Origin of the sequence: Pseudomonas multiresinivorans (assembly GCF_012971725.1) — a bacterium.
In the GTDB taxonomy this organism is placed as follows: Bacteria; Pseudomonadota; Gammaproteobacteria; order Pseudomonadales; family Pseudomonadaceae; genus Pseudomonas; species Pseudomonas multiresinivorans.
Window position 1 is genome coordinate 4149730 of the sequence record NZ_CP048833.1, and the last position, 24158, is coordinate 4173887.

Sequence of the window (24158 nt, forward strand, 5' to 3'; positions counted from 1 at the left end):
GCGCCTTCCTACAAAAACTTCGAAAGGATTCGTCTCCCGATGCTTCGCGCCGCCCTGCTCTGTGCCACCGCGCTGTGCTCCAGCCTGACCTTCGCCAAGGTCGAGGTGAAGCCGGTGCAGCATTCCAAGGTCGGCGAAGTGCTGGCGGTGCGGATCAGCGAGGACATCGCTCCGGGCGACTACGAGCGTCTGTTCAAGGGGCTGCTGGCCAACCCGGGCAAGTACGCCCGCAAGGTCGCCCTGCTGGACAGCATCGGTGGCAGCGCCGCCGAGTCGATCAAGATGGGCCGCCTGCTGCGTGAATCCGGCTTCGAAACCCTGGTGCCGACCAACAGCGTCTGCCAGGGCTCCTGCGTCTACCTGCTGGCCGCCGGCAAGCACCGCACCGTGCGCGGCTACGTGGGCCTGCATCGCCCCTACTACCCGGCCGGCGATTCGTCCCAGGCCGCGGGCAGCTACAACGCCCGCACCTATTTCCGCGACATGGATATTCCGCTGGAGCTGGCCGACGCCATGCAGAGCATCGACCCGCAACGCATGCGCGTGCTGACCCCGCAGGAATTGCAGCGCTACCGCCTGGGCGCCACGCCCAGCCAGATCAGCGCCCGCTGACGTTCAACGGCCACTGGTCCGCGTCGAGGTAACCCAGCAGGCGCGGCGTCTGGTCCTTCTCGCTGAGCACGAAGAGCGTCGAGGCATAGTCCGGAGTCGCCGGGTCGTCCACGCTGACCGAGTGTTCCAGGTCTTCGATGCATTCGCTGTGGGTCACCAGGATCAGGTTGCGGTGCGCCACCTTGTGCTGCAGGGCCTGGTCGAGCATCGAGCCTTCGCACTTGTACAACCAGTTCTGCTCCACCGGCTGCCGCCCGAACATCGAGGAGGCGGTCTGGATGGCGCGCAACTGGTCGCTACTGAGAATGTCGGCATTGGCCAGGCCGAGCGCGGCGAAATCCTGCCCGATCTCGCGGGCGCTCTGCCCGCCCCTGACGGTGATGCCGCTGACGTCGGCCATGCAAGGTGCGCTGGAGCGGTCGCAGCGTTCGGCATGGCGCACCAGCACGATCAGGTCGCCGTTCTGCCAATGCTCGCGCAATTCGGCCTGGCGCTGGGCGTCACCCACCAGCGGCGTAGGACGCGAGAAGTCCAGCGGCAGGAAGCCGCTGAGCAGGGCGATCACCGGGAGCATTGCCAGTAATGCCAGCCAACCGCGGGACATTGATCTGAAGACTTTCGGGATGGGCATGATTGAGGCCGTGCTGCTGGAAAGAGGTCCGCATCCGTTCCCTCTTCGACGAGGGAGGCCCGACCCATCCCTGGGGTATCCATCGCACTGCGGGTTGTCAGATGGCGGGCGATCAAACCCTATCCCCGGATTCGTGAAGAACCCGTTATGAATTGCTGAAGAAACCGTCTCTGTCGGAAACGACCGTCTGTCGCCCCGCCGCCATCGAGGCGCCATCCAGTGCAATCGGCCGCTTTTCGGTCATCGCGATGTGGTAGAACAAGGCACAGTGCCATCAGAGAGCCGCCGCCATGCCGTACGACGCCTCCCCGGAAAATCCCGTCTACCAGACCCTCCTCGAATCCACCCGCGCCATCCCGTGGAAGATCGACTGGAAATCCATGACGTTTGCCTACATCGGCCCGCAGATCGAAGACCTTCTAGGCTGGAGCCAGGCCAGTTGGGTCAGCGCCAACGACTGGGCAGAACGCATGCACCCCGAGGACCGCGAGCGGGTGGTGAACTTCTGCATCTCGCAGTCCCGCGAGGGCACCGACCACGAGGCGGATTACCGCGCGCTGACCATCCAGGGTGATTACGTGTGGATCCGCGATGTGGTGCACGTGGTGCGCGACGACGACGGCGAGGTCGATTCGCTGGTCGGCTTCATGTTCGACATCAGCGAGCGCAAGCGCGCCGAAGAACAGCTGATCATGCTGCAGCGCCAGCTCGAGGAGTATTCGTACAAGGACGGCCTGACCGGCGTGGCCAACCGGCGCATGTTCGATTCGGTGCTGGACACCGAATGGGGCAGCGCCCAGCGCAGCGGCCAGCGCAGCGGCCAGCCGATCTCCCTGGTGCTGCTGGATATCGACTATTTCAAGCAGTTCAACGATCACTACGGGCATATCCGCGGCGACGACTGCCTGCGCACGGTGGGCAAGGCACTGGCCGGCGCGCTGCATCGCCCGCGGGATTTCATCGCGCGCTTCGGCGGCGAGGAGTTCGTATTGGTGCTGCCGGAGACCGACAGCGAGGCCGCGCGGCAGGTCGCCGAGCGCTGCCGCAGCGTGCTGCGCGAGCAACAGATCAGCCACGAGAAGTCGAATGTGTCTTCGCTGCTGACCATCAGCCTGGGCGTCGGCACCGCGGTGCCCGCCTCCAGCGACCGCCCGCTGGACTTCGTCGCGGCGGTGGACCGGTTGCTCTACCAGGCCAAGCAGGCCGGGCGCGACCGGCTGGTGGCGGCGCAGTGGAAGCGCGGCGACGACCTGCGGCGCGATGCGGTGCTCTGAGGCCACTGCGACGACCTGACTCGACAATCAGGGCGGGCACTGGCGCCAGAGCTGTCTAAGCTCTATAGCCACACGCGCGTGCCGGCGGCAGCGCGGTGGCCTCACAAGGGCCGCCGCCCGCTGCGCCAACCCCATGGAACACCTGGCCCGGAGCCGGCATTGCGTAGAGCCGACCCCGTAACCAGGACCCCTGACCATGCACGATATCGACCCCGTCGAAACCCAGGAATGGCTGGACGCGCTGGAATCCGTACTGGAAAAAGAAGGCGAAGAGCGCGCCCACTACCTGATGACTCGCCTCGGCGAGCTGGCCAGCCGAACCGGCACGCAACTGCCCTACGCCATCACCACGCCCTATCGCAACACCATTCCGGTCGGCCATGAAGCGCGCATGCCCGGCGACCTGTTCATGGAGCGGCGCATCCGCTCGCTGGTGCGCTGGAACGCACTGGCAATGGTCATGCGTGCCAACCACAAGGACCCGTCGCTGGGCGGGCACATCTCCACCTTCGCTTCCTCGGCGACCCTCTACGACATCGGCTTCAACTACTTCTTCAATGGCCCCACCGAGGAACACGCCGGCGACCTGATCTACTTCCAGGGCCACGCCTCTCCGGGCGTCTACGCCCGCGCCTACATCGAGGGGCTGCTCAGCGACGAGCAGCTGGAGAACTTCCGCCAGGAGGTGGATGGCAAGGGAGTCTCCTCCTACCCGCACCCCCGGCTGATGCCGCACTTCTGGCAGTTCCCCACGGTGTCCATGGGCCTGGGGCCGATCCAGGCGATCTACCAGGCGCGCTTCATGAAATACCTGGAGAGCCGCGGCTTCATTCCCGCCGGCAAGCAGAAGGTCTGGTGCTTCCTCGGCGACGGCGAGACCGACGAGCCCGAATCCCTCGGTGCGATTTCCCTGGCCGGGCGCGAGAAGCTCGACAACCTGATCTTCGTGGTGAACTGCAACCTGCAGCGTCTGGACGGCCCGGTGCGCGGCAACGGCAAGATCATCCAGGAGCTGGAAGGCGTGTTCCGTGGCGCCAACTGGAACGTGATCAAGGTGATCTGGGGGCGCCTGTGGGACCCGCTATTCGCCAAGGACACCGCCGGCCTGCTGCAGGCGCGGATGGACGAAGCGGTAGACGGCGACTACCAGAACTACAAGGCCAAGGACGGCGCTTACGTCCGCGAGCACTTCTTCGGCAAGCGGCCCGAGTTGCTGGAGATGGTCAAGGACCTCTCCGACGAGGAGGTCTGGAAGCTCAACCGTGGCGGCCACGACCCGTACAAGGTCTATGCGGCCTACCACCAGGCGGTGAACCACAAGGGCCAGCCCAGCGTGGTCCTGGCCAAGACCATCAAGGGCTACGGCACCGGCACCGGCGAGGCGAAGAACATCGCCCACAACATCCACGAGATCGACGTGGACAGCCTGCGCGCCTTCCGCGACCGTTTCGACATCCCGATCAAGGACGCCGACCTGCCCAGGCTGCCCTTCTATCGCCCCGACGAGGACAGCGCCGAGGCGCGCTACCTGAAGGAACGCCGGGCTGCCCTGGGCGGCTTCATGCCCCATCGCCATGGCAACAGCCAGGCCATCCCGGCACCGCCGCTGGAAACGCTCAAGGCGCTGCTCGACGGCTCAGGCGACCGCGAGATTTCCACCACCATGGCGTTCGTGCGGATCATCTCGCAGTTGGTCAAGGACAAGGAACTGGGCCAGCGCATCGTGCCGATCATCCCGGACGAAGCCCGCACCTTCGGCATGGAGGGCATGTTCCGCCAGCTCGGCATCTACTCCTCGGTGGGCCAGCTCTACGAGCCCGTCGACAAGGAGCAGCTGATGTTCTATCGCGAGGACAAGAAGGGCCAGATCCTCGAGGAAGGCATCACCGAGGCCGGCGCCATGTCGTCGTTCATCGCAGCCGGCACCGCGTACAGCAACTATCGCCAGCCGATGCTGCCGTTCTACATCTTCTATTCGATGTTCGGCTTCCAGCGTATCGGCGACCTCGCCTGGGCGGCCGGCGATAGCCTGACCCGCGGCTTCCTCCTCGGCGGTACCGCCGGGCGCACCACGCTCAACGGCGAAGGCCTGCAGCATGAGGACGGCCACAGCCACGTGCTCGCCTCGGTCATCCCCAACTGCCGCACCTACGACCCGACCTACTCCTACGAGCTGGCGGTGATCATCAGGGAAGGCGTGCGGCAGATGATGGAGGAGCAGCAGGACGTCTTCTACTACATCACCGTGATGAACGAGAACTACCCGCACCCGCCACTGCCCAAGGGCGTCGAGGAAGGGATCATCAAGGGCATGTACCTGCTCGACGAGGACAAGCGCGGCGCCGCGCACCACGTCCAGCTGCTCGGCTCGGGAACCATCCTGCGCGAGGTCGAGGCGGCGGCGAGAATCCTGCGCGAGGACTTCGGCGTAGGCGCGGACGTCTGGTCCGTGCCCAGCTTCAACGAACTGCGCCGCGACGGCCTGGCCGTGGAACGCTGGAATCGCCTGCATCCGGGGCAGAAACCGCGTGCGAGCTACGTCGAGCACTGCCTCGGCGGCCGGCGCGGGCCGGTGATCGCTTCCACCGACTACATGAAGGTCTACGCCGAACAGATTCGCCAGTGGGTGCCGACCAAGGAATTCAAGGTACTGGGCACCGACGGCTTTGGCCGCAGCGACACCCGCGCGAGGCTCCGTCACTTCTTCGAGGTGGACCGCCACTGGGTGGTGCTCGCCGCGCTGGAGGCGCTGGCCGATCGCGGCGACATCGAGCCGAAAGTGGTGGCCGAGGCCATCGCCAAGTTCGGCCTCGACCCGGAAAAACCCAACCCGCTTGACTGCTGAGGAGAGGCACCGTGAGCGAGACCATCCGCGTACCCGACATCGGCAACGGCGAAGGCGAAGTCATCGAACTGCTGGTCAAGGTCGGCGATCGCATCGAGGCCGACCAGAGCCTGCTGACCCTGGAATCCGACAAGGCCAGCATGGAAATTCCTGCGCCGAAAGCCGGCGTGGTGAAGGCGATCAAGGTGAAGATCGGCGACATCCTCAAGGAAGGCGACGAGATTCTCGAGCTGGAAGCCGAAAACAGCACCACCCAGGCCAAGGCCGAGGAGCCCGCCAAACCGGCAGCCGAACAACCCGCGCCCGCCGCACCGGCCCCGCAATCCGCGCCTGCGGGAGGCGGTGGCGTGGAAACCATCAAGGTGCCGGACATCGGCGACGGCCAGGGCGAAATCATCGAACTGATGGTCAAGGTCGGCGACCGCATCGAGGCCGACCAGAGCCTGCTGACCCTGGAATCGGACAAGGCCAGCATGGAGATTCCTGTGCCGAAAGCCGGCGTGGTGAAGGCGATCAAGGTGAAGATCGGCGACACCCTCAAGGAAGGCGACGACATCCTCGAACTGGAAACCGAGGGCGGCGCCGCACCCGCCAGCATTCCGGCCGCTGCAGCGCCCGCCTCCGCACCAGCTCCAGCCCCCACTCCGGCGAAGGAACAGCAGGCCGCACCTGCGGCCAGCGGCGGCATCGAGACCATCCGCGTGCCGGATATCGGCAACGGCCAGGGCAACGTCATCGAACTGATGGTCAAGGTGGGTGACTCCATCGAGGCCGACCAGAGCCTGCTGACGCTGGAGTCGGACAAGGCCAGCATGGAAATCCCCGCGCCCAGGGCCGGCGTGGTGAAAGCCATCAAGGTGAAGATCGGCGACACGCTCAAGGAAGGCGACGAAATCCTCGAGCTGGAAGTTGCAGGTAGCGCTCCAGCCCAGGCTTTGGCTCCCAGCCCGGAGAACCCCGCCGCCCCTGTCGCCCCATCACCTGTGCAGCCCAAGGCGCCAGAAGTGGCGCCCGTCGGTGCGCCTAGTCGTGACGGCACCAAGGTCCATGCCGGGCCGGCGGTGCGCATGCTCGCCCGCGAGTTCGGCGTCGACCTGGCGCAGGTTACCGGCACCGGGCCCAAGGGCCGCATCCTCAAGGAGGACGTGCAGTTGTTCGTGAAGGAGCAACTGCAACGGAGCAAGCCCGGCGCAGCGGCAGGAGCCACTGGCGGCGCAGGGATTCCGCCGATTCCGGAAATCGACTTCAGCAAGTTCGGCGAAATCGAAGAAGTGGCCATGACCCGGCTGATGCAGGTCGGCGCCAGCAACCTGCACCGCAGCTGGCTGAACGTGCCCCACGTGACCCAGTTCGAGTCCGCCGACATCACCGAGGCGGAAGCCTTCCGCATCGCGCAGAAGGCGGCGGCGGAAAAGGCCGGGACCAAGCTGACCATCCTGCCGATCCTGCTCAAGGCCTGCGCCCACCTGCTGCGCGAGCTGCCGGACTTCAACAGCTCACTGGCGCCCAGCGGCAAGGCGCTGATCCGCAAGCATTACGTGCACATCGGCTTCGCCGTGGACACGCCGGATGGCCTGCTGGTGCCGGTGATCCGCGACGTGGACAGGAAAGGGCTGCTGCAGCTTGCCCTGGAAGCCGCCGAACTGGCGGAGAAGGCACGGACCAAGAAGCTCTCCGCCGACGCGATGCAGGGCGCCTGCTTCACCATCTCCAGCCTGGGGCATATCGGCGGCACCGGCTTCACGCCCATCGTCAATGCGCCGGAAGTGGCGATCCTCGGCGTGAGCAAGGCGACGATGCAGCCGGTGTGGGACGGCAAGGCCTTCCAACCGCGGCTGATGCTGCCGTTGTCGCTGTCCTATGACCACCGGGTGATCAACGGTGCGGCAGCGGCGCGGTTCACTCGGCGGCTCGGAGAGGTGCTGGGGGATATTCGCAGTTTGTTGCTATAGCGCCCTTCCCGGCGCGGTTCGCGAGCAAGCTCGCTCCTACGAAGAGCGAGTCGGATGCGCTTCCTGTAGGAGCGAGCTTGCTCGCGAACCTGTCACATCCGATCCAGCGGAATCCGCAGGTACCGCACGCCATTGGCCTCGGCTTCGGGCAACACGCCGCCGCGCATGTTCACCTGGATCGACGGCCAGATCAGCGCCGGGGCGTTCAGCGTCGCATCGCGGGCCACGCGCATGGCGACGAAGGCATCCTCGTTGATACCGTCGTGCACATGCACGTTTTCCCTGCGCTCGCGCTCGACCGTGGTCTGGTGCTGGTGCTCCTCGCGCCCCTCCGTCAGGTAGTCGTGGCAGAGGAACAGCCGGGTCGAATCGGGCAGCGCGAACAGCCGCTGGATCGAACGGTACAACTGCTGCGCATCGCCGCCGGGGAAATCGCAGCGGGCGGTGCCATAGTCAGGCATGAACAGCGTGTCGCCGACGAAGGCCGCATCGCCGATGCGGTAGGTCATGCAGGCCGGCGTGTGACCGGGAGTGTGCAGGGCCTCGGCGTGCAGGTTGCCGATGGTGAACACTTCGCCGTCCGCGAACAGGTGGTCGAACTGGCTGCCGTCGCAAGGGAAGTCTTCGCCCAGGTTGAACAGCCCGGCAAAGGTGCGCTGCACCTGGGCAATGCTGGAGCCGATGGCCAGGCGTCCGCCCAATTCACCCGTGAGCCACGCCGATGCGGACAGGTGGTCGGCGTGCAGGTGCGTTTCCAGCAGCCACTCCACCGTCAGGCCCTGTTCGCGCACATAGGCCGCGATGCGCCGGGCGCTGTCATGGCTGACCCGGCCCGCTGCGGCGTCATAGTCCAGCACCGGATCGACAATGGCGCAATGGCTCGTGACAGGGTCGGCGACCACATAGCTGTAGGTGGACGTGGCGGTGTCGAAGAAGTGCTGGATGCGGGCGGTCATGCCGGGTTCCTTGCTGTCGGGGCCAGTGCGCCGAGCGGTTTCTCGTAGCGCCAGGCATCGCTGCCGTCTTCATAGAAGCCGGCACTGCAGGCGAAGCGGACGTAGCCGCTGCGCTCGTAAAGGCCGATGGCGCCGGCGTTGTCGGTGCGCACCTCCAGGCGCAGGCGCCGGCAACCGCGCGCCCGGGCCTGCTCTTCGCACCGCTCCAACAGCGCACCGCCAAGGCCCTGCCCTCGCGCTTGCCGGGAAATCGCCAGGGAGTATAGGCGGGCGATGTCCGAGCCCCGTCTCAGCAGGAGCAACGCGTAGCCCAGCAACTCTCCATCACGGTCGGCAACCAGCAGGATGGCGCTGGGTGTTCCGATCAGTCTGCGAAAGCTGCGGCCACTCATGCGATCCTGCTCGAAACACTCTTCTTCCAGCTCCAGCAAGTTTGCCAGATCGGCCGGCGCGGCAAGGCGATATAACAGCGACATGGGCACTCCGTAAAACTTTCGTAATGAACCGGGACATTTCCTGAAGTTACTGCTTAATAGACACACGGCAACTTTCAGACAGGTCCGTGAACAATGTCTTCGTTACACACTAACTTCCATGAAAAGTTCAGCGCAAGTTCCCTGCATGTCGTCACCAACGCCTCTGCGGAGCCTCCTTCAGCCAGGGCCAGCCAGGTTCTGATCATCGTCGAGCGCAAGGAAGACTGGGCGTCCTATATTCCCAGCGAAGATATGCTGAGCGCCCGCGAGTATCTGGAAGATTCGCATCAGTTCGAATCGGGAAAGCGCTTCCAGGTCATCAACCTGTGCCGCAACTATAAATATCTCGGCCACGGTTATTACTGTTCACTATTGGCCGAAGCGCGGGGCCACAAGGTGATTCCGTCGGTACGCACCATAAGCGAACTGGCGAAGAAATCCCTCTACGGCCTGGCCCTGGACGGCCTGGAAAGATCCCTGGAAAAAGCCCTCGCCCAGCATCCCTGCGCCAGCACCGACGGCTTCACCCTGCGCCTGTATTTCGGCCATACGGACCTTGAGCCGCTGCAGCCCATCGCCCGCCAGCTGTTCGAGGCCTTCCCCTGCCCCATTCTGCTGGTGGACTTCCGCCGCACCGACGCCTGGCACATCGCGGGCATCCGCCCCGGCGCGCTGCACAAGCTGCGCGATAACCAGGAGGACCAGTTCGCCGACGCCCTCGACCGCTTCAGCCGGCGCGTCTGGCGCCAGCCCAATTCGCGGCGCCTGGCGCGCTACGACCTGGCCATCCTGCACAACCCGGCGGAAAGCCTGCCGCCCTCCAATGCCGGCGCCCTGGAAGGCTTCGTCCGGGTCGGCCGGCAACTGGGCATCGACGTCGAGCTGATCGAGAAGAAGGACTACGCGCGGCTGGCCGAGTACGACGCGCTGCTGATCCGCGAGACCACCAGCGTTGACGACCACACCTATCGCTTCGCCAAGAAAGCAGAGAGCGAGGGGCTGATCGTGATGGACGACCCGGCGTCGATCCTGCGTTGCACCAACAAGGTCTACCTCACCGACCTGCTGCGCAGCCACGGCCTGGGCATGCCGGCCACGGAAATCCTCTACAAGGACAACCCGCAGGAACTGGAGCGCGTCGGCGCGCGGCTGGGCTTCCCGCTGGTGCTGAAGATCCCCGACGGCTGCTTCTCCCGTGGCGTCTACAAGGTCGAGGACGCCCAGCAACTGCACAGCGTGAGTGCCGAGCTGTTCGAGCACTCGGTGCTGCTGCTCGCCCAGGAGTACCTCTACACCGAGTTCGACTGGCGCATCGGCATCCTCAACCGCCAGCCGGTGTTCGCCTGCCAGTACTTCATGTCGCGCGGGCACTGGCAGATCGTCCAGCACAAGGCCGACGGCGAGGTGATCGGCGAGTGCCGCACGCTGCCGGTGGAAAGCGCGCCGCCTGCCGTCGTGGAGCTGGCACTGAAGACCGCCAACCTGATCGGCGACGGCCTTTACGGCGTCGACCTGAAGGAGGTGGACGGCGAAGTGGTGGTCATCGAAGTGAACGACAACCCCAACCTCGACGCCGGCATCGAGGATGCCTGCCTCAAGGACGACCTTTACCGCCGGGTGCTGGAGGAATTCATCCGCCGCCTGGAACTCAAGCGCCGCGGCCAGGCGCTCTGAGCGAACTGCCCAAGGAGAATCCCATGGAAGCCACGCATATCGGCCTGACCATCCTGATCGCCATCGTCGTGTTCGGCACCGCGATCAATTACTTCGACCACCGCATGAAGCCACGCGAGGTGCGCGAACAGGCAAGGCGCAAGGCTCAGCCAAAGCGCACGCAGTAGATCGGCGGCAGGTTGGCGGACAGGCATTGCCAGTGGTCGCCGCCATTCTCCGAAAGCCACAGGCCACCGGTGGTGGAGCCCATCGCCAGGCAGGCGCCGTCATCGTCGATGGCCAGGCCGTGGCGATACACCAGGTCAAAGGCGGCGCCCTGGGGCAGCCCGCCATCGAGCACCTCGAAGGTGGCGCCGCCATCGCGGGTGCGGGTGACGACGAAGCGGGCGTCCACCGGAATCCGGCAGACGTCCTTCACGGCGGGAACGAACCAGGCGGTGTCCGGCTGGGTCGGGTGAACGGCGACGGCGAAACCGAAGCTCGAGGGTTCGCCCTGTACGTCGTTCCAGCGCGAGCCGCCATCGGTCGAGGTGAAGATGCCATTGTGGTGCTGCACCCAGAGGCGATCCGGCTGTGCCGGGCAATGCACCAGGCGGTGCGGGTCCTGGATGGCGCCCTCTTCGCGCAGCTCCGGCGGCATGTAGTCGGCGTACATGCCGGCGGTGCTCAGGCGCCAACTGGCGCCACCGTCATCGCTCTGCCAGACGCCGCCGCAGGACACGGCGACGGTCAGGTGCTGGCTGTCGCGCGGGTCGACGCTGACCGAGTGGATGCCCGGCCAGTCATAGCCGCCGCCCATCCAGCGCGAGCGCTCGGGCACATCCCAGAGTGGGCGGTTCAGTTCCCAGCTGTCGCCGCCGTCGTTGCTGCGGAACAGACCGCCGGGAATGGTGCCGGCCCAGAGCACGCCGAGTTCGGCGGCGCCACCGGTTTCCAGGCACCAGATCTGTTGCAGGGTCCAGGGCGCGGGCGGCGCTTCGCCTTCCGCGGGTTCGGGCAGCGGGTCGGGTTGCGGCGGATAGGTCGGCACGGCAACTTCCTGCCAATCTTCACCGGCGCGTTGGCGCCAGAGCTTGCAGCCGAAGTGGCCGAGGTTGAGCGCGGCGTAGAGGGCGTCATCGCGCGGGTCGGCCAGCACGGTGCTGAGCGGTTCGCCGATGAAGTCGCGGCGGCTTTCCTGCCAACCGTCCGCGCCACGCTGGAAGGTGAACAGGCCCTTGCGGGTCGCCACCAGCAGTCGATCATCCATTACTCGCCTCCTTAACCGCCGCTCAGAGCCTGAACCACGTAGACCTCGCTGTCCGCCGCCAGCGCATCGCTGAGGCGGGCGCGGTCCCGCAGGCGCAGCCCATCAATGAAAATCGTCAGGTGCCGGCGCAATCCGCCCTGGTCGTCCAGCAGGTAGCCGCGCAACTTCGGCGCCTCGGCGAAGACCATTTCCAATGCGCCGGACAAGGTATCCGCCGTCAGCTCGCGCTCCTCGATGGGGACGTGACGCTGGATCGACGGGGCGAAGGCGATACGGCACATAGGCGAACTCGCAACGGGCGCTGACTGCACCAGTCTAGGGCAGGTGCGGCAGGTGTTCCGAGCGCTTCGACGGGATGCGCGATGGCCACCGGAGAGGCTCTGGAACGGCCTTCGCAGCGGTCCTTCCCCGGCATTCAGTTTCGATAAAACGAAACCAAACGTCGTGAAAATCACATTTAACAAACCCATCCGCCGTGCGAGTCTCCGGGAATCGTCAGCCATAACCTTCGACATGCATCTGCTCGTTTCGCCCGCATCGCTGGAACCCGTCGCCGCCCGCAAGGCCGGCAGCGCCGTCCGCCTGCCGCGCAAACATGCCCGCTGGCTCGAACTGCAACCGCTGACCCTGCCTCTCGAACTGGCCTTCTGGGCGCTCTGGCACTGCCGCCACGCCCGTCCACCGGACAGCACCTCTCGCTGATCGGGCGTCATCGCCCGGATTCCCTCGACGGAACTACGCTCAGGACTGGCCAAACGCCGTTCTCGAACAAGACGTAGCCCGTTGTATCGCTTGCCTGCCTTCAATCCTGCGCCCGTCGGCGCGGCCCTGGCCTGCAGGTCGTCAGCGCATCCGAGTGGATGCTAACGAGAGCCCCATGAATTTCGCCTCCGTGCAAGAAGCCCAGTATTTCCTGGCCCAGAACCCCGATATCGAGATGGTCGAGCTGTTCATCCTCGACGCCAACGGCGTGCCGCGCGGCAAGCTGCTGCACCGCGAGGAACTGCTCGCCGTGTACCAGTCCGGCCGGCCGCTGCCCAGCACCATTCTCGGCCTCACCCTGCACGGGGAGGATGTGGAGGATTCCGGGCTGGTCTGGGACGTGGGCGATATCGACTGCCGCGCCTATCCCCTGCAAGGCAGCCTGGTGCGCCTGCCCTGGCGGCAGATTCCCACGGCGGCGGTGCAGGTCAGCATGCACCCCGAGGAAGGCAAGCCGGCGGACATCGCCGATCCGCGCCACGTGCTGCTGCGCGTGATCGACGGGCTCAAGGCCGACGGCTACCACCCGGTGATGGCCTGCGAGCTGGAGTTCTACCTGCTGGACGCCAAGCGCGATGCCAATGGCCGCCCGCAACCGGCGCTGGACGCCGACGGTGGCCGCCCGCGCGCCACGCAGGTCTACGGCCTGCGCGAGCTGGAGCAGATCGAGCCGTTCCTCGCCGACCTCTATGCCGCGTGCAAGGCCCAGGGCATTCCGGCCCGCACGGCGATTTCCGAATACGCGCCGGGCCAGGTGGAGATCACCCTGGAGCACGGCGATGCGCTGGTCGCCATGGACCAGGCCGTGCGCTACAAGCGCCTGGTGAAGGGCGTGGCGCACAAGCACGGTATGCAGGCCTGCTTCATGGCCAAGCCGTTCGACGATCTGGCCGGTACCGGCATGCACATGCACGTGTCCCTGGCCGACGCCGAGGGCAACAACCTGTTCGCCAGTGAAGATCCGGCGGGCACTCCGCTGCTGCGCCAGTCCGTAGGCGGCATGCTGAAAAGCCTGCTCGACTCGCTGCTGCTGTTCTGCCCCAACGCCAACTCCTACCGCCGCTTCCAGGCCAACAGCTACGCGCCGCTGGCGCCGACCTGGGGTTGCGATAACCGCACCGTGAGCCTGCGCGTGCCCGGCGGCCCGGCCAATACCCGGCACGTCGAGCACCGCATCTGCGGCGCCGACGCCAACCCCTACCTGGCCGCCGCCGCGATCCTCGCCGGTATCCATCGCGGCATCCGCGAGGCCATCGATCCGGGTGCGCCGGTAGAAGGCAACGGCTACGCCCAGGCCAAGGAACTGCTGCCCACCGACTGGCTCACCTCGCTGCGCGCGCTGGAGCGTTCCAGCTGGGCGCGCGATGCGCTGGGCCACGAATTCCTCGGCGTCTACCTGAAGGTCAAGCAGGCCGAGTACCGCCAGTTCATGGGCGAGGTCGGCGAGCAGGACTGGCGCTGGTATCTGACGCAGGCGTGAAAGCATCGTGCAACTGCTTGCAAGCCCCTCTCCCCAGCCCTCTGACTGGGCGTCCCCCCCATGAAGGGAGAGGGGGTATCCGTGCCGCGAGAAGAAATGCGTCACTCGACGCAACGAAGCTGCCGGCAAACGACGATTTGAAGTCCCGCTCCGATCAGTTCCCTCTCCCTTCAGGGAGAGGGCTAGGGAGAGGGAAAGGAACAACAAGGGAAACACAAAAATGAACGCTGCACTGAACCCCGCCACTCCCGCCCCCGAGCGCGCGAAGTCCTATTACTCCGCGAGCCTCAACGAAGAGACCAGCTACCCCACGCTGCAGGGCGAGGTGAACGTCGACATCGCCATCATCGGCGGCGGCTTCACCGGCGTCGCCACTGCCGTGGAGCTGGCCGAGCGCGGCTACAAGGTTGCCATCGTCGAGACCAACAAGGTCGGCTGGGGCGCCAGCGGGCGCAACGGCGGGCAGGTCACCGGCAGCCTCTCCGGCGACTCCGCGATGGAGAAGCAGATGCGCCAGTGGCTCGGCGACGACGTCGACGATTTCATCTGGCACCTGCGCTGGCGCGGCCACGAGATCATCAAGAGCCGCGTGGAGAAATACGGCATCCAGTGCGACCTGAAGTTCGGCCACCTGCACGCGGCGATGAAGCAGTCGCACATGGACGAACTGAAGGCCACCTTCGATGACGCCAAGCGCCGCGGCATGGGCGACGAGATCAGCCTGCTGGACGGCGCCGGCGTGCGCGCGCACCTGGAAAGCGACCTGTACTGCGGCGCCATCAAGAACACCCGCAACATGCACCTGCACCCGCTCAACCTGTGCATCGGCGAAGCCAAGGCCGCCGTTAGCCTGGGCGCTCTGATCTTCGAGCACTCCGAAGTGCTGGACATCATCCACGGCCCGCGCCCGGCGGTGGTCACCTCCGGCGGCCGGATCAACGCCGCGCAGGTGATGCTGGCCGGCGACGTCTACCACAAGCTGGAGCGCAAGCAGCTCAAGGGCATGATCTTCCCGGCCATGGGCGGCATCGTCACCACCAAGCCGCTGGGCGAGCTGGCCAAGCGCATCAACCCGCAGGACCTGGCCGTCTACGACTGCCGCTTCGTGCTCGACTACTACCGCATGACCGGCGACGGCCGCCTGCTGTTCGGCGGCGGCGCCAACTACTCGGGCCGCGACTCGCGCGACATCGCCGGCGAACTGCGCCCGTGCATCGAGCGCACCTTCCCGGCGCTCAAGGGCGTGGACATCGAGTTCCAGTGGAGCTGCGCCATGGGCATCGTGATGAACCGCATCCCGCAGCTGGGCAAGCTGTCGGAGAACGTCTGGTACTGCCAGGGCTACTCCGGCCACGGCGTGGCGACCACCCACATCATGGGCGAGATCATGGCCACGGCGATGACCGGCGACCTGGAGAAGTTCGACACCTTCGCCCAGTGCAAGCACATCCGCGTGCCCATGGGCGACGTGTTCGGCAACCCGATGCTGGCGGCGGGCATGTGGTACTACCAGATGATGGAGAAGCTGCGCTAACGGCCAGCTCTGGAGCCAATCTGCAGGAGCGAGCCGCACTCTGCCGACCTGCCCGGCAAACGCCTATGCAGGATGGCGTGGAGCGCAGCGATACCCATCGATGGCCGGGCACCGGCAGCATGGGTATCGCAAGCTCCACCCATCCTACGTTCGTGCTGAAGGCCGGGGTTTACGTTGCGCACGAACGGCTCTTTGTAGGAGCGAGCTTGCTCGCGAACCTGGCCCCGCAGCGGCGCCGTTCGCGAGCAAGCTCGCTCCTACAGGCTTCCCCGTACGCTGCCCCCCCTACCTCCGCCCGTACCCGCAGCCACTCGACACCACCGCCCCGCTCAGGGATAAAGGCTCCACTTCGCGCACTTGGAGTGAGCCATGCGTTTCCCCTCGATGACCGCCCTGCGCGTGCTGGACGCCGTCGCCCGTCTGGGCAGCCTGTCCGGCGCGGCCAGCGAGCTGAGCCTGACCCGCAGCGCCGTCAGCCACCAGTTGCACAGCCTCGAAGACTGCCTGGGCATCCCGCTCACCGAACGGGTTGGCCGCGGCATAGCGCTGACCTATCACGGCGAATGCTTCGCCCGCGAAACCCAGCGCGCCCTGGCGATCCTCAATGAGGCGCGGCGCTTCGCCAATGCCGAGGAGGTCTCCGGCCGCCTGTGCGTGAGCTGCACGCCGGGCTTTGCCACCTACTGGCTGTGCCACCAGATCGGCAAGTTCCAGCGCGCCCACCCGCAGGTGGAGCTGAACCTGGTCTCGCCCCGCGTCCCCGACGATGTCAGCGACCGCGACGTCGACCTGTTCATCGCCTACGGCGTGGGCGACTGGCAGGACCTGCACGTGGACTTGATCGCCACCCTGGACACCTTCCCGGTGTGCAGCCCGTCGCTGATCAACTCGGTGGGCGGCCTCGACTCGCCGGAAGACCTGGCCAGCCTGCCGTTCCTGCACATGGTCGATCACTCCGACTGGCTGCTGTGGACCGCCGCCGCCGGGGTGAAGAACCTCAACGTGCGCAACGGCATCGTCTTCTCCGACGCGCACCTGGTGCAGTCGGCAGCCATCGCCGGCCAGGGCGTGGCCATGGGCGATGCACTGGTCAGCGGTGACGCCATGGCCAAGGGCCAATTGGTGCGTTTGTTCAACGTCGCCATCGAGCCGCCCAACCGCTACTACTTCGTCACCGACCCGGCCAAGTCCGAACGCCCCGACGTACGGGCCTTCAAGGCGTGGATGAAGGCCGAGCTGCGGATGTCCGAGCAGTTCCGCCAGAATGCGCGTCATGCGCTGATTGGTGAGTGATTTCGAACAATGAGGGCAAAAAAACGCGATTGAAGCGAAGAGAGATTTGACAATACTGCGTTAAAAAAAGGCCGCTGATTTTTACCTGATCCTCACCCGGCGGCTGCTCGAACAAGAACAAGAAATCGAGGTAAGTGCAGTGGAGCGACAGCCCCAACTCCGTGCCATCGGCATCGGCAAGAGCTACGGAAGTTTCAACGCGCTGGATGGCGTGAACATCGACGTCCAGCAGGGTGAGTTCCTCACTCTCCTCGGCCCGTCGGGCTCCGGCAAGACCACCTTCCTGATGATCCTCGCCGGCTTCCAGGACCCGTCCCGCGGTCGTCTGGAGGAAGGCGGCGCCGACATCACCAAGCGCCCCGCCGAGAAGCGCAACTTCGGCATGGTGTTCCAGGGCTACGCCCTGTTCCCGCACATGAGCATCGAGGACAACGTCGCCTTCCCGCTGAAGATTCGTGGCGTGAAGGCCGAGGAGCGCAACCGCCGCGTGCGCCACATGCTCGACGTGGTCGGCCTCGGCGAGCACCTGGGCAAGCGTCCCGGCGAGCTCTCCGGCGGCCAGCAGCAACGCGTGGCCATCGCCCGCGCCCTGGTCTTCGAGCCGGACATGCTGCTGCTCGACGAACCGCTCTCCGCTCTCGACAAGAATCTGCGCGAGCAACTGCAGGCCGAACTGCAACGCATCCACCGCCAGGTCGGCACCACCTTCGTCTTCGTCACCCACGACCAGAACGAAGCCCTCGCCCTGTCCACCCGCATCGCCATCTTCAATCGTGGCCAACTGGCCCAGGTCGATGCGCCGGAAGTCATCTACAACCAGCCGAACAACCGTTTCGTCGCCGAGTTCCTCGGCAAGATGAACCTGTTCCCGCTCAGTCAGGTGGGCCGCGCCGGCGAACTGGCCTGCGGACGCTTCGGCGAGGCCGAACTGCGCGCCAGCTACTCCCCCGCCCTGCAGGCCGACGCGCCGCTGCTGGCGGTACGCCCCGAGCACATGCAGCTGCACAGCGCACCGCCGCAGGTGAACGGCCACAACGTGGTGCAGGCCGTGCTTACCGCCAAGACCTACCAGGGCGCCAGCACCGAGCTGTGCCTGGGTGCCGGCGCCGAAGGCAAGTTGCCCATGAGCCTGGCCGTACATGCCGACCACCAGGCCTCGCGCCTGGAGCACGGCTCGAAGGTCTGGCTGAGCTGGCCCATCGAGAAAAGCCTGCTGCTGGCCTGAGCCACCGAACGCGTTAGTCCCCTTTTCGCCATCCCACCTGATCGGGAGCTGCCCCCCATGTTCAATCCAAAAGAATTCAATCCGAAAGAGTTCAATCCGCACCAGCAAGACTGCATCGAAGTCCTCATCGAAAAGACCCGTCGCGGCCAGATCGACCGCCGCACCTTCCTCAAGGGCATGGGCCTGATGGCCGCCCTGCCGCTGGCCCTGCGCAACGGCGTGAGCTTCGCCGCCGGCGACAAGCCGCTGGTGGTGGTGAACTGGGGCGGCGACGCGATCAAGGCGTTCGGCAAGGCCTGGACAGAGGGCTTCTCCAAGGCCACCGGGATCCCGGTGAAGATCGACGGCGGCGGCCCCACCGAGGGCGCCATCCGCACCCAGCTGTCCAGCGGCCGGGTGAGCTGGGACGTGGTCGACGCGGAGAGTTCGATCCTGCAGAACCTCGGCAAGGAAGGCCTGGTGCAGCCGATCGACTACAACGTCGTGTCCAGGGACAAGGTACTGCCCGGCTTCGCCTACGAATACGGCATCGCCGACTACATGCTCAGCTACGTGATCGCCTATGACAGCGAGCGTTTCGGCGACAAGGCGCCGAAGACCTGGGCGGACTTCTGGGACGTGAAGACCTTCCCCGGCAAGCGCACCCTCTACAAGTGGATGAACGGCATGCTCGAAGCCGCGTTGCTCGCCGACGGCGTGGCACCGGACAAGCTCTACCCGCTGGACGTACCCCGCGCCATGAAGAAGATCGAGGAGCTGAAACCCCACGTACTGGCCTTCTGGGGCTCGGGCGCGGAAACCCAGCAACTACTGATCGAGGGCGAAGTGTCCATGGGCGCGATCTGGAACACCCGCGCCCAGGTGATCACCGAGGACAGCGAAGACCGCATCAAGTGGACCTTCGACAATGCCCTGCTGGGCTGCAGCAACTGGGGCGTGCTCAAGGGCAACCCGGCCGGCACCGAGGCCGCGATGAAGTTCATCGCCTACGCCCAGGACCCGCAATCCCAGGTCGAGCTGTTCAAGATGTTCGGCAACGGCCCGGCCAACCCCGCCGCCGCCGCGCTGATCCCCGAGGACCGCAAGCACCTCAACTGCACGGACCCGGCGAACCTGCCCAAGCAGATCATGCTCAGCCACGAGTGGTACACCGACCACTACGCGGCGACCCTGGAGCAGTACCTGACCCACATTTCCAAGTGACGCGGAGCGCAGGTCATGGCCGATAACGCCCCCTCGCGGCTCAAGCTGGGCGCCCTGCTGCTGCCGCTGCCGATCGTCCTGTTCGTGTTCTACGTACTGCCCTTCCTCGGCGTGCTCGGCTGGAGCGTGACCCTGCCCGAGCCGGGGATCGAGCAGTACCAGCGGATCATGACGGACCCGGCGATCCACGACGTGCTCTGGCGGACCTTCCGCCTGTGCACCACGGTCAGCGTGATCTCCCTGGTGATCGCCTACCTGATGGCCTACTGCTGGGTCTACAGCCCGCCGTTCTGGCAGCGCGTGGTGGAAATCTGCGTGTTCATCCCGTTCTGGCTGTCGGTGCTAGTGCGTGCCTTCGGCTGGCTGATCGCCCTGCGCAGCAACGGTCTGCTCAACGACTGGCTGCAGTACCTGGGCATCACGAACGAGCCCTTGCAGCTCACACGCAATGAACTGGGCGTGGTGATCGGCATGGTCCACTTCATGGTGCCCTTCGCGCTGTTCCCGCTGGTCTCGACCATGCGCCGCCTCGACCCGCGCGTGCTGCTCGCTGCGCGGGGCCTGGGCGCCGGGCAGATGCGCACCTTCTGGAGCATCTTCGTGCCGCAGACCATTCCCGGCATCCTCGGCGCCTTCATCATCGTCTTCGTGTTCTGCCTGGGCTTCTTCATCACCCCGGCGATCCTCGGCGGTGGGCAGACGGTGATGGTGGCCGAGTACGTCTACCTGCAGATGTTCCAGACCAGCAACTGGGGCCTGGGCGCGGCGCTCTCGGTGGTGCTGCTGGCGCTGGTGAGCGGGATGATCTGGGCGCTGCTGCGCATGACCCGCGTCGACAAGCTGGTCGGCTGAGGATTCAAGAATGAACGCACACGAAACCAAAGCCCCCAGCCGCCTGCTGGCGACCATGGCGATGATCTTCATGATCTTCCCGCTGCTGGCGGTGATCCCGGTGTCCTTCACCAGCAAGCGCTTCCTGTCGATGCCCAACGGCAACTGGTCGCTGCGGCATTACCACGCGCTGCTGGACAGCCCGGAATGGCTCTCGGCGATCGGCCAGAGCCTGATCGTCGCCACCGCCACCTGCATCATTGCGACCGCGCTGGCGGTGAGCTTCAGCCTCGGCATCTGGTACCTGCGCTCGCGACTGGCGACCCTGCTGATCGGCCTGGTGCTGTTGCCCATGGCGATCCCGCCGATGATCTCGGCGATGGTCCTGTACTTCATGGAAACCAAGGTCAGCCAGTTCGCCCCCGGCCTGGGCTACGACACCCTGGTCGGCCTGACCATCGCGCACATCGTGATGGTGGTGCCCTACGGCGTGGTGACCATGCTGGTGGCGCTCAGCCAGTTGGACCGGCGCATCGAGTTGGCGGCACGCAACCTCGGCGCGAGCCTCGGCCAGACCACCTTCATGGTGGTGCTGCCGAACCTCAAGCTGGGCGTGGCAAGCACGGCGCTGCTGTGCTTCGCACTGAGCTGGGAGGAGATCGCGGTGACCCTGTTCGTCACCAGCACCGAGGTAAACACGTTGCCGCGGCAGATCTGGTCCGGCCTGCGTGACAACATCGACCCGGCGGTGGCGGCGATTTCGGTGGTGCTGATCGCCCTCACCTTCGTCGCGCTGATCGGGCGGATGATCGCCCAGAAGATTGCAGCACGCCCGGTAGGAAGCTGAAGCCTTTCCCTGTAGGAGCGAGCTTGCTCGCGAACAACTCCCCCGGCAGCTCCGGCGCTAGGCGGTTCGCGAGCAAGCTCGCTCCTACAGAACAGCGCTATCGCCGGTGACTCTGAGGCCGAGACCCAGCTTAGGGGCGGACTCTGTCCGCGATCTGCAACAGTCCGGCTCGGAGCAGCCGGGAATCTATCGCGGACGAAGTCCGCTCCTACGCGCGTCCGGATATCGGCAGAACGATCAGTCTGCCTTCTTGCGAATCCAGTACAGATAGGTCCCCGCCTCTTCCTGCTGCTCCACCAGCTCGTGGCCGAGGAAGACGCAGAACTTGGGAATGTCACGGCGGGTGGAAGGGTCGGTGGCAATCACCTTGAGCAGGCCGCCGGCCGGCAGGTCGCGCACTTTGTTGTGCAGCATCATGACCGGCTCGGGGCAATTGAGGCCGGTGGCGTCGAGAATCGCATCGACAGGCTGGGACATCACGTCACTCCAGAAAATCCAATGGCGCATTGTCGCGCAAAGCGCACCGTGCGGTCACCTCGCGTCCGTCCGGGTCACCGAACCTTGGTTGGGGGTGGGCGCTGCGGGCGCCGGGCATGCTGGCGCATCCGCCCACGCTGTCCGCCCGGATAGCCGCCCCTCTCGACAGGAACCTCGATGCGCGCCCTCCTCTGCCTGTGCCTTGCCCTGCTCGCCGGCTGCGCCGCGCGCGACCAGCTTCCCGACTTCAGCGCCAGCCAGGGCAAGGACCTGCCGGCCACCTGGTTCGAGGCGGTCATCGTTGCGCGCGATGGCACGAAGCTCTCCGCCACCGTGTTCCAGCCCGCGCTGAAGGCAGGCGAAACAGCTCCGGTGATCGTCCACACCCACGGCTGGGGCGGCTGGCGGGTGACCGGGCCGGACGGGTATTACGGCAAGAACATGATGTCCGGCCGCGCCGCACTGCGCGCCTGGAAGGCCGGTTTCTGGGTGATCAGCTACGACCAGCGCGGCTGGGGTGGCAGCGATGGGCGCATCGAGATGATGAACCCGCAGTTCGAGGTGCAGGACGCCAGCGCGGTGATCGACTGGGCCGCCACGCACCTGCCGCGCCTGACGGAGGACGGCCCCAACGACCCGCGCGTCGGCATGCTCGGCGAAAGCTACGGCGGCGCCGTGCAGCTGCTGGCCTCGGCGGAAGACCCACGCATCGACGCCATCGTGCCCATCGCCACCTGGTACGACCTGGCCGACGCCCTGGCGCCGGACGGCCAGCTGAAGATCGGCTGGGGCGGCGTGCTGGTCAGCCTCGGCCTCGCTACCGGCTACGACCTGGGCAAGTTCGTCCAGGCCGATTACCTGCACACCACCGGCGGGCGCATGGCCGCGCCGGTGCAGGCCGAACTGCACGCCAACAGTCTGGCCAGCTATTGCGCAGCGGGCCGCCTGCCCCACGCCGACGCCCTGCTGATCCAGGGCCTGCGCGATACCCTGTTCCCGCTGGACCAGGGCCTGCAGATTCGCCAGTGCCTGAAGCAGGGCCCGGCTGACGTGCGCCTGCTCGGCATGCAGGGCGGGCACATCCTTCCGCCGCCCCTGCAAGCCTGGAGCGGATTGCCGCCGTTCAACAACGAGCCGGTGATCCATTGCGGCTCGCGGGCGATCAACCTCTACACCGGCATAGTCGCCTGGTACGAGGAAAAGCTGCGCAAGCGCCCCGGCGCCGCCGACGGCGTGCCGGACCTGTGCATCAGCCTCGATCTCGACCAGGGTGTGGCGCTGGACGGCCTGCCTCCTCCTGGCGTAACCGTCACGCTGCCGGCCACGGCGATCCGCCCGGCATTGAGTGGCCTGGTTCAGCCTTCGACGTTCATCCCCTTGCAGCGCGTGAGCGAAACCAGCGCCTTGCTCGGCAGCGCCGAAGTGCGCCTGGATCAACCGCTGACGGAGCGCCCGGACGCACAGTTTTTCGCGGCACTGGCGATCCGCAGCGCCGATGGCCGCACGCGGCGCCTGGATGAACAGGTGAAACCTTTGGCGAACCAGGGCAGCACACGCCTCAACGCCGTCAGCGCCAGCCTTGCGCCGGGGGACGAGATCGGCTTGCAGGTGAGCGGTTTCAGCGACCAGTACCTGTTCAACAGTTCCTGGCGTTTCTCACCGGTGGAATTGCAGGGCGAGGTACAGCTACCGAGCCTGGTGCCGCTGCAGCCGCGTGTGGCGGAGCGTCGATAAATACGCATCGTTCGTCGAACCGTAGGATGGCGTGGAGCGAAGCGATACCCATCAATGGCCCGCGAGTAATGGCGGCAGACATCGACGGGCTGTCAGCATCGGGCAGGCGCTGCGCCGAGCGGTTCGCGAGCAAGCTCGCTCCTACAGGTTTGCATCGGCGCTCTGTTTGTAGGAGCGAGCTTGCTCGCGAACAGAGCCGCACCAACGCTTCCCGGCGAGGCGTCTAGCGCAACGGCCCATCCGGCGCCTCGTCCAGTTGCGCCAGCAGCATCGGCTGGCCATCGCCTTCCGCCGGCAATAACGCCCACTGCTCCTTCTTGCCGAGGCGGCGATAGACCTGCTTCACCTGACTGCCCAGCGGCAGCGGCGCCTTGAAGTGGGCATCCAGGCGTACGTTCTCCGCCAGGCGGCGGCCGGTCAGGCTGCGCGCCAGGCCCCACATGCCGTGGGCGAAAGGTTTGCCAAAGCCGTAGTGCGAGGCCATCAGCCGCGACAGGTGTAGCGGGTTGAAGTCGCCGCTCAGCCCGGCGTAGCGCCAGCCGACGATCTTCGGCACGCGCCACTGCACGCCGGAGTGCACCGGCGCTTCCAGCGTGTGCCACTGGGCACGCTCGGGTAGCGAATCGGGTTCGGCCTCGGCATCGAGGAAGTCGCCGCGGCGCAGGTAGGTGGTGATCGACTGCCAGTACAGCATGTCGTGGTGCCAGGCTTCGGTGACCACATCCACCTCCAGGCCCAGCTCGCTACGCCGGCTGGTGAGGATGCGACAGTCGAACTGCAGCGGCTCGTGTTCATCGAGCATGCGGTAGCGCTGGATATGGCTGCGCAGGTGGATCAGCCCCACGACCGACAGCGGCATGCGCGAACGGCTGAGCAGGCGCAGGTGCAGCGGCAGGCTGATCACCTGCGGATAGAGCAGCGGCACACCCAGCGCCGGGTCCAGCCCGAAATGCTCGCGGTACGCGCGCAGGTGGCGCAGGTCGAATTTCAGGGTACGGCTGTCCATTGCCAGGTAAGGCACGCGCTCATCACGGCCAAGGCCACGGCGCGGCAGCAGCATACGGCTGTAACTGCCCAGCAGGGAGGGCAACTTTCGCTTCACG

Annotated in this window: 22 protein-coding genes; 15 read left to right on the plus strand and 7 right to left on the minus strand. The window is 66.0% G+C overall.

All coding sequences use genetic code 11. The features are described from left to right. Positions 1-39 precede the first annotated feature (39 nt). Entirely contained in the window at positions 40-612 is a 573-nt protein-coding gene (locus G4G71_RS18760) for a COG3904 family protein (protein WP_169939504.1), read from the plus strand. On the opposite strand, the gene pmrG is transcribed toward G4G71_RS18760, so the two are convergent. Continuing rightward, positions 599-1216: a lipopolysaccharide core heptose(II)-phosphate phosphatase PmrG gene (gene pmrG / locus G4G71_RS18765; protein ID WP_240964810.1), complete on the minus strand. Its 618-nt coding sequence runs from the start codon at positions 1214-1216 to the stop codon at positions 599-601. The genes G4G71_RS18760 and pmrG overlap by 14 nt on opposite strands. A gap of 317 nt (positions 1217-1533) precedes the next feature. On the opposite strand from pmrG, the gene G4G71_RS18770 reads away from it, so the two are divergent. The 3 genes from G4G71_RS18770 (at position 1534) to aceF (ending at position 7314) form a co-directional block, all read left to right on the plus strand. Then, positions 1534-2517 carry a GGDEF domain-containing protein gene (locus G4G71_RS18770; protein ID WP_169939506.1) on the plus strand — a complete coding sequence of 328 codons (984 nt, stop codon included), beginning with the start codon at positions 1534-1536 and terminating at the stop codon, positions 2515-2517. Positions 2518-2713: 196 nt separating this feature from the next. Beyond that, the gene (gene aceE, locus G4G71_RS18775; RefSeq protein ID WP_169939507.1) at positions 2714-5362 is read left to right on the plus strand and encodes a pyruvate dehydrogenase (acetyl-transferring), homodimeric type; all 2649 of its coding nucleotides are present in this window, start codon (positions 2714-2716) and stop codon (positions 5360-5362) included. An 11-nt stretch (positions 5363-5373) separates the two neighbouring features. Further along, entirely contained in the window at positions 5374-7314 is a 1941-nt protein-coding gene (gene aceF / locus G4G71_RS18780; protein ID WP_169939508.1) for a dihydrolipoyllysine-residue acetyltransferase, read from the plus strand. A 92-nt stretch (positions 7315-7406) separates the two neighbouring features. Here aceF and G4G71_RS18785 read toward each other — a convergent pair whose 3' ends face one another. Then, entirely contained in the window at positions 7407-8270 is an 864-nt protein-coding gene (locus tag G4G71_RS18785; protein ID WP_169939509.1) for an MBL fold metallo-hydrolase, read from the minus strand. After that, on the minus strand, positions 8267-8746 hold the full coding sequence (locus G4G71_RS18790; RefSeq protein ID WP_169939510.1) for a GNAT family N-acetyltransferase: 480 nt from the start codon (positions 8744-8746) through the stop codon (positions 8267-8269). The genes G4G71_RS18785 and G4G71_RS18790 overlap by 4 nt, the downstream gene beginning before the upstream one ends. A gap of 141 nt (positions 8747-8887) precedes the next feature. Here G4G71_RS18790 and G4G71_RS18795 point away from each other — a divergent pair, with 141 nt between their 5' ends. Continuing rightward, entirely contained in the window at positions 8888-10420 is a 1533-nt protein-coding gene (locus tag G4G71_RS18795) for a RimK family protein (protein ID WP_420826022.1), read from the plus strand. Between the two features lie 23 nt (positions 10421-10443). Further along, on the plus strand, positions 10444-10587 hold the full coding sequence (locus G4G71_RS18800; protein WP_156160346.1) for a hypothetical protein: 144 nt from the start codon (positions 10444-10446) through the stop codon (positions 10585-10587). Here G4G71_RS18800 and G4G71_RS18805 read toward each other — a convergent pair. After that, complete coding sequence (locus tag G4G71_RS18805; RefSeq protein ID WP_169939512.1) at positions 10566-11669, minus strand: WD40/YVTN/BNR-like repeat-containing protein; 1104 nt, start codon at positions 11667-11669, stop codon at positions 10566-10568. The genes G4G71_RS18800 and G4G71_RS18805 overlap by 22 nt on opposite strands. An 11-nt stretch (positions 11670-11680) precedes the next feature. Continuing rightward, positions 11681-11950, minus strand: a complete 270-nt coding sequence (locus G4G71_RS18810) for a ubiquitin family protein (RefSeq protein ID WP_054909907.1) — start codon at positions 11948-11950, stop codon at positions 11681-11683. A 232-nt stretch (positions 11951-12182) separates the two neighbouring features. On the opposite strand from G4G71_RS18810, the gene G4G71_RS18815 reads away from it, so the two are divergent. From G4G71_RS18815 to G4G71_RS18850, 8 genes are all read left to right on the plus strand, one after another. Then, positions 12183-12371 (plus strand): hypothetical protein, encoded by a 189-nt coding sequence (locus G4G71_RS18815; protein ID WP_024763537.1) that lies wholly within the window; start codon positions 12183-12185, stop codon positions 12369-12371. A gap of 175 nt (positions 12372-12546) precedes the next feature. After that, positions 12547-13911: a glutamine synthetase family protein gene (locus G4G71_RS18820; RefSeq protein WP_169939513.1), complete on the plus strand. Its 1365-nt coding sequence runs from the start codon at positions 12547-12549 to the stop codon at positions 13909-13911. Positions 13912-14131: 220 nt separating this feature from the next. Next, a complete protein-coding gene (locus G4G71_RS18825) occupies positions 14132-15445 on the plus strand; it encodes an NAD(P)/FAD-dependent oxidoreductase (protein WP_169939514.1) in 1314 nt (437 codons plus the stop codon). A 369-nt stretch (positions 15446-15814) separates the two neighbouring features. Next, a complete protein-coding gene (locus tag G4G71_RS18830) occupies positions 15815-16738 on the plus strand; it encodes a LysR substrate-binding domain-containing protein (RefSeq protein WP_037018793.1) in 924 nt (307 codons plus the stop codon). Between the two features lie 139 nt (positions 16739-16877). Beyond that, positions 16878-17963 carry an ABC transporter ATP-binding protein gene (locus G4G71_RS18835; protein WP_169939515.1) on the plus strand — a complete coding sequence of 362 codons (1086 nt, stop codon included), beginning with the start codon at positions 16878-16880 and terminating at the stop codon, positions 17961-17963. A gap of 57 nt (positions 17964-18020) precedes the next feature. Continuing rightward, positions 18021-19166, plus strand: coding sequence for an ABC transporter substrate-binding protein (locus tag G4G71_RS18840; RefSeq protein ID WP_169939516.1), 1146 nt, complete (start codon positions 18021-18023; stop codon positions 19164-19166). A gap of 15 nt (positions 19167-19181) precedes the next feature. Next, positions 19182-20018, plus strand: a complete 837-nt coding sequence (locus G4G71_RS18845) for an ABC transporter permease (RefSeq protein WP_045209150.1) — start codon at positions 19182-19184, stop codon at positions 20016-20018. A 10-nt stretch (positions 20019-20028) separates the two neighbouring features. Continuing rightward, positions 20029-20844 (plus strand): ABC transporter permease, encoded by an 816-nt coding sequence (locus tag G4G71_RS18850; RefSeq protein ID WP_169939517.1) that lies wholly within the window; start codon positions 20029-20031, stop codon positions 20842-20844. A gap of 237 nt (positions 20845-21081) precedes the next feature. Here the strand turns inward: G4G71_RS18850 and tusA are convergent, their stop codons facing one another. After that, complete coding sequence (gene tusA, locus G4G71_RS18855) at positions 21082-21321, minus strand: sulfurtransferase TusA (protein WP_043251558.1); 240 nt, start codon at positions 21319-21321, stop codon at positions 21082-21084. Between the two features lie 177 nt (positions 21322-21498). Here tusA and G4G71_RS18860 point away from each other — a divergent pair, with 177 nt between their 5' ends. Further along, the gene (locus tag G4G71_RS18860; protein ID WP_169939518.1) at positions 21499-23055 is read left to right on the plus strand and encodes an alpha/beta fold hydrolase; all 1557 of its coding nucleotides are present in this window, start codon (positions 21499-21501) and stop codon (positions 23053-23055) included. Positions 23056-23278: 223 nt separating this feature from the next. On the opposite strand, the gene G4G71_RS18865 is transcribed toward G4G71_RS18860, so the two are convergent. Next, positions 23279-24157 (minus strand): MaoC family dehydratase, encoded by an 879-nt coding sequence (locus G4G71_RS18865; RefSeq protein ID WP_169939519.1) that lies wholly within the window; start codon positions 24155-24157, stop codon positions 23279-23281. Position 24158: the final 1 nt, after the last annotated feature.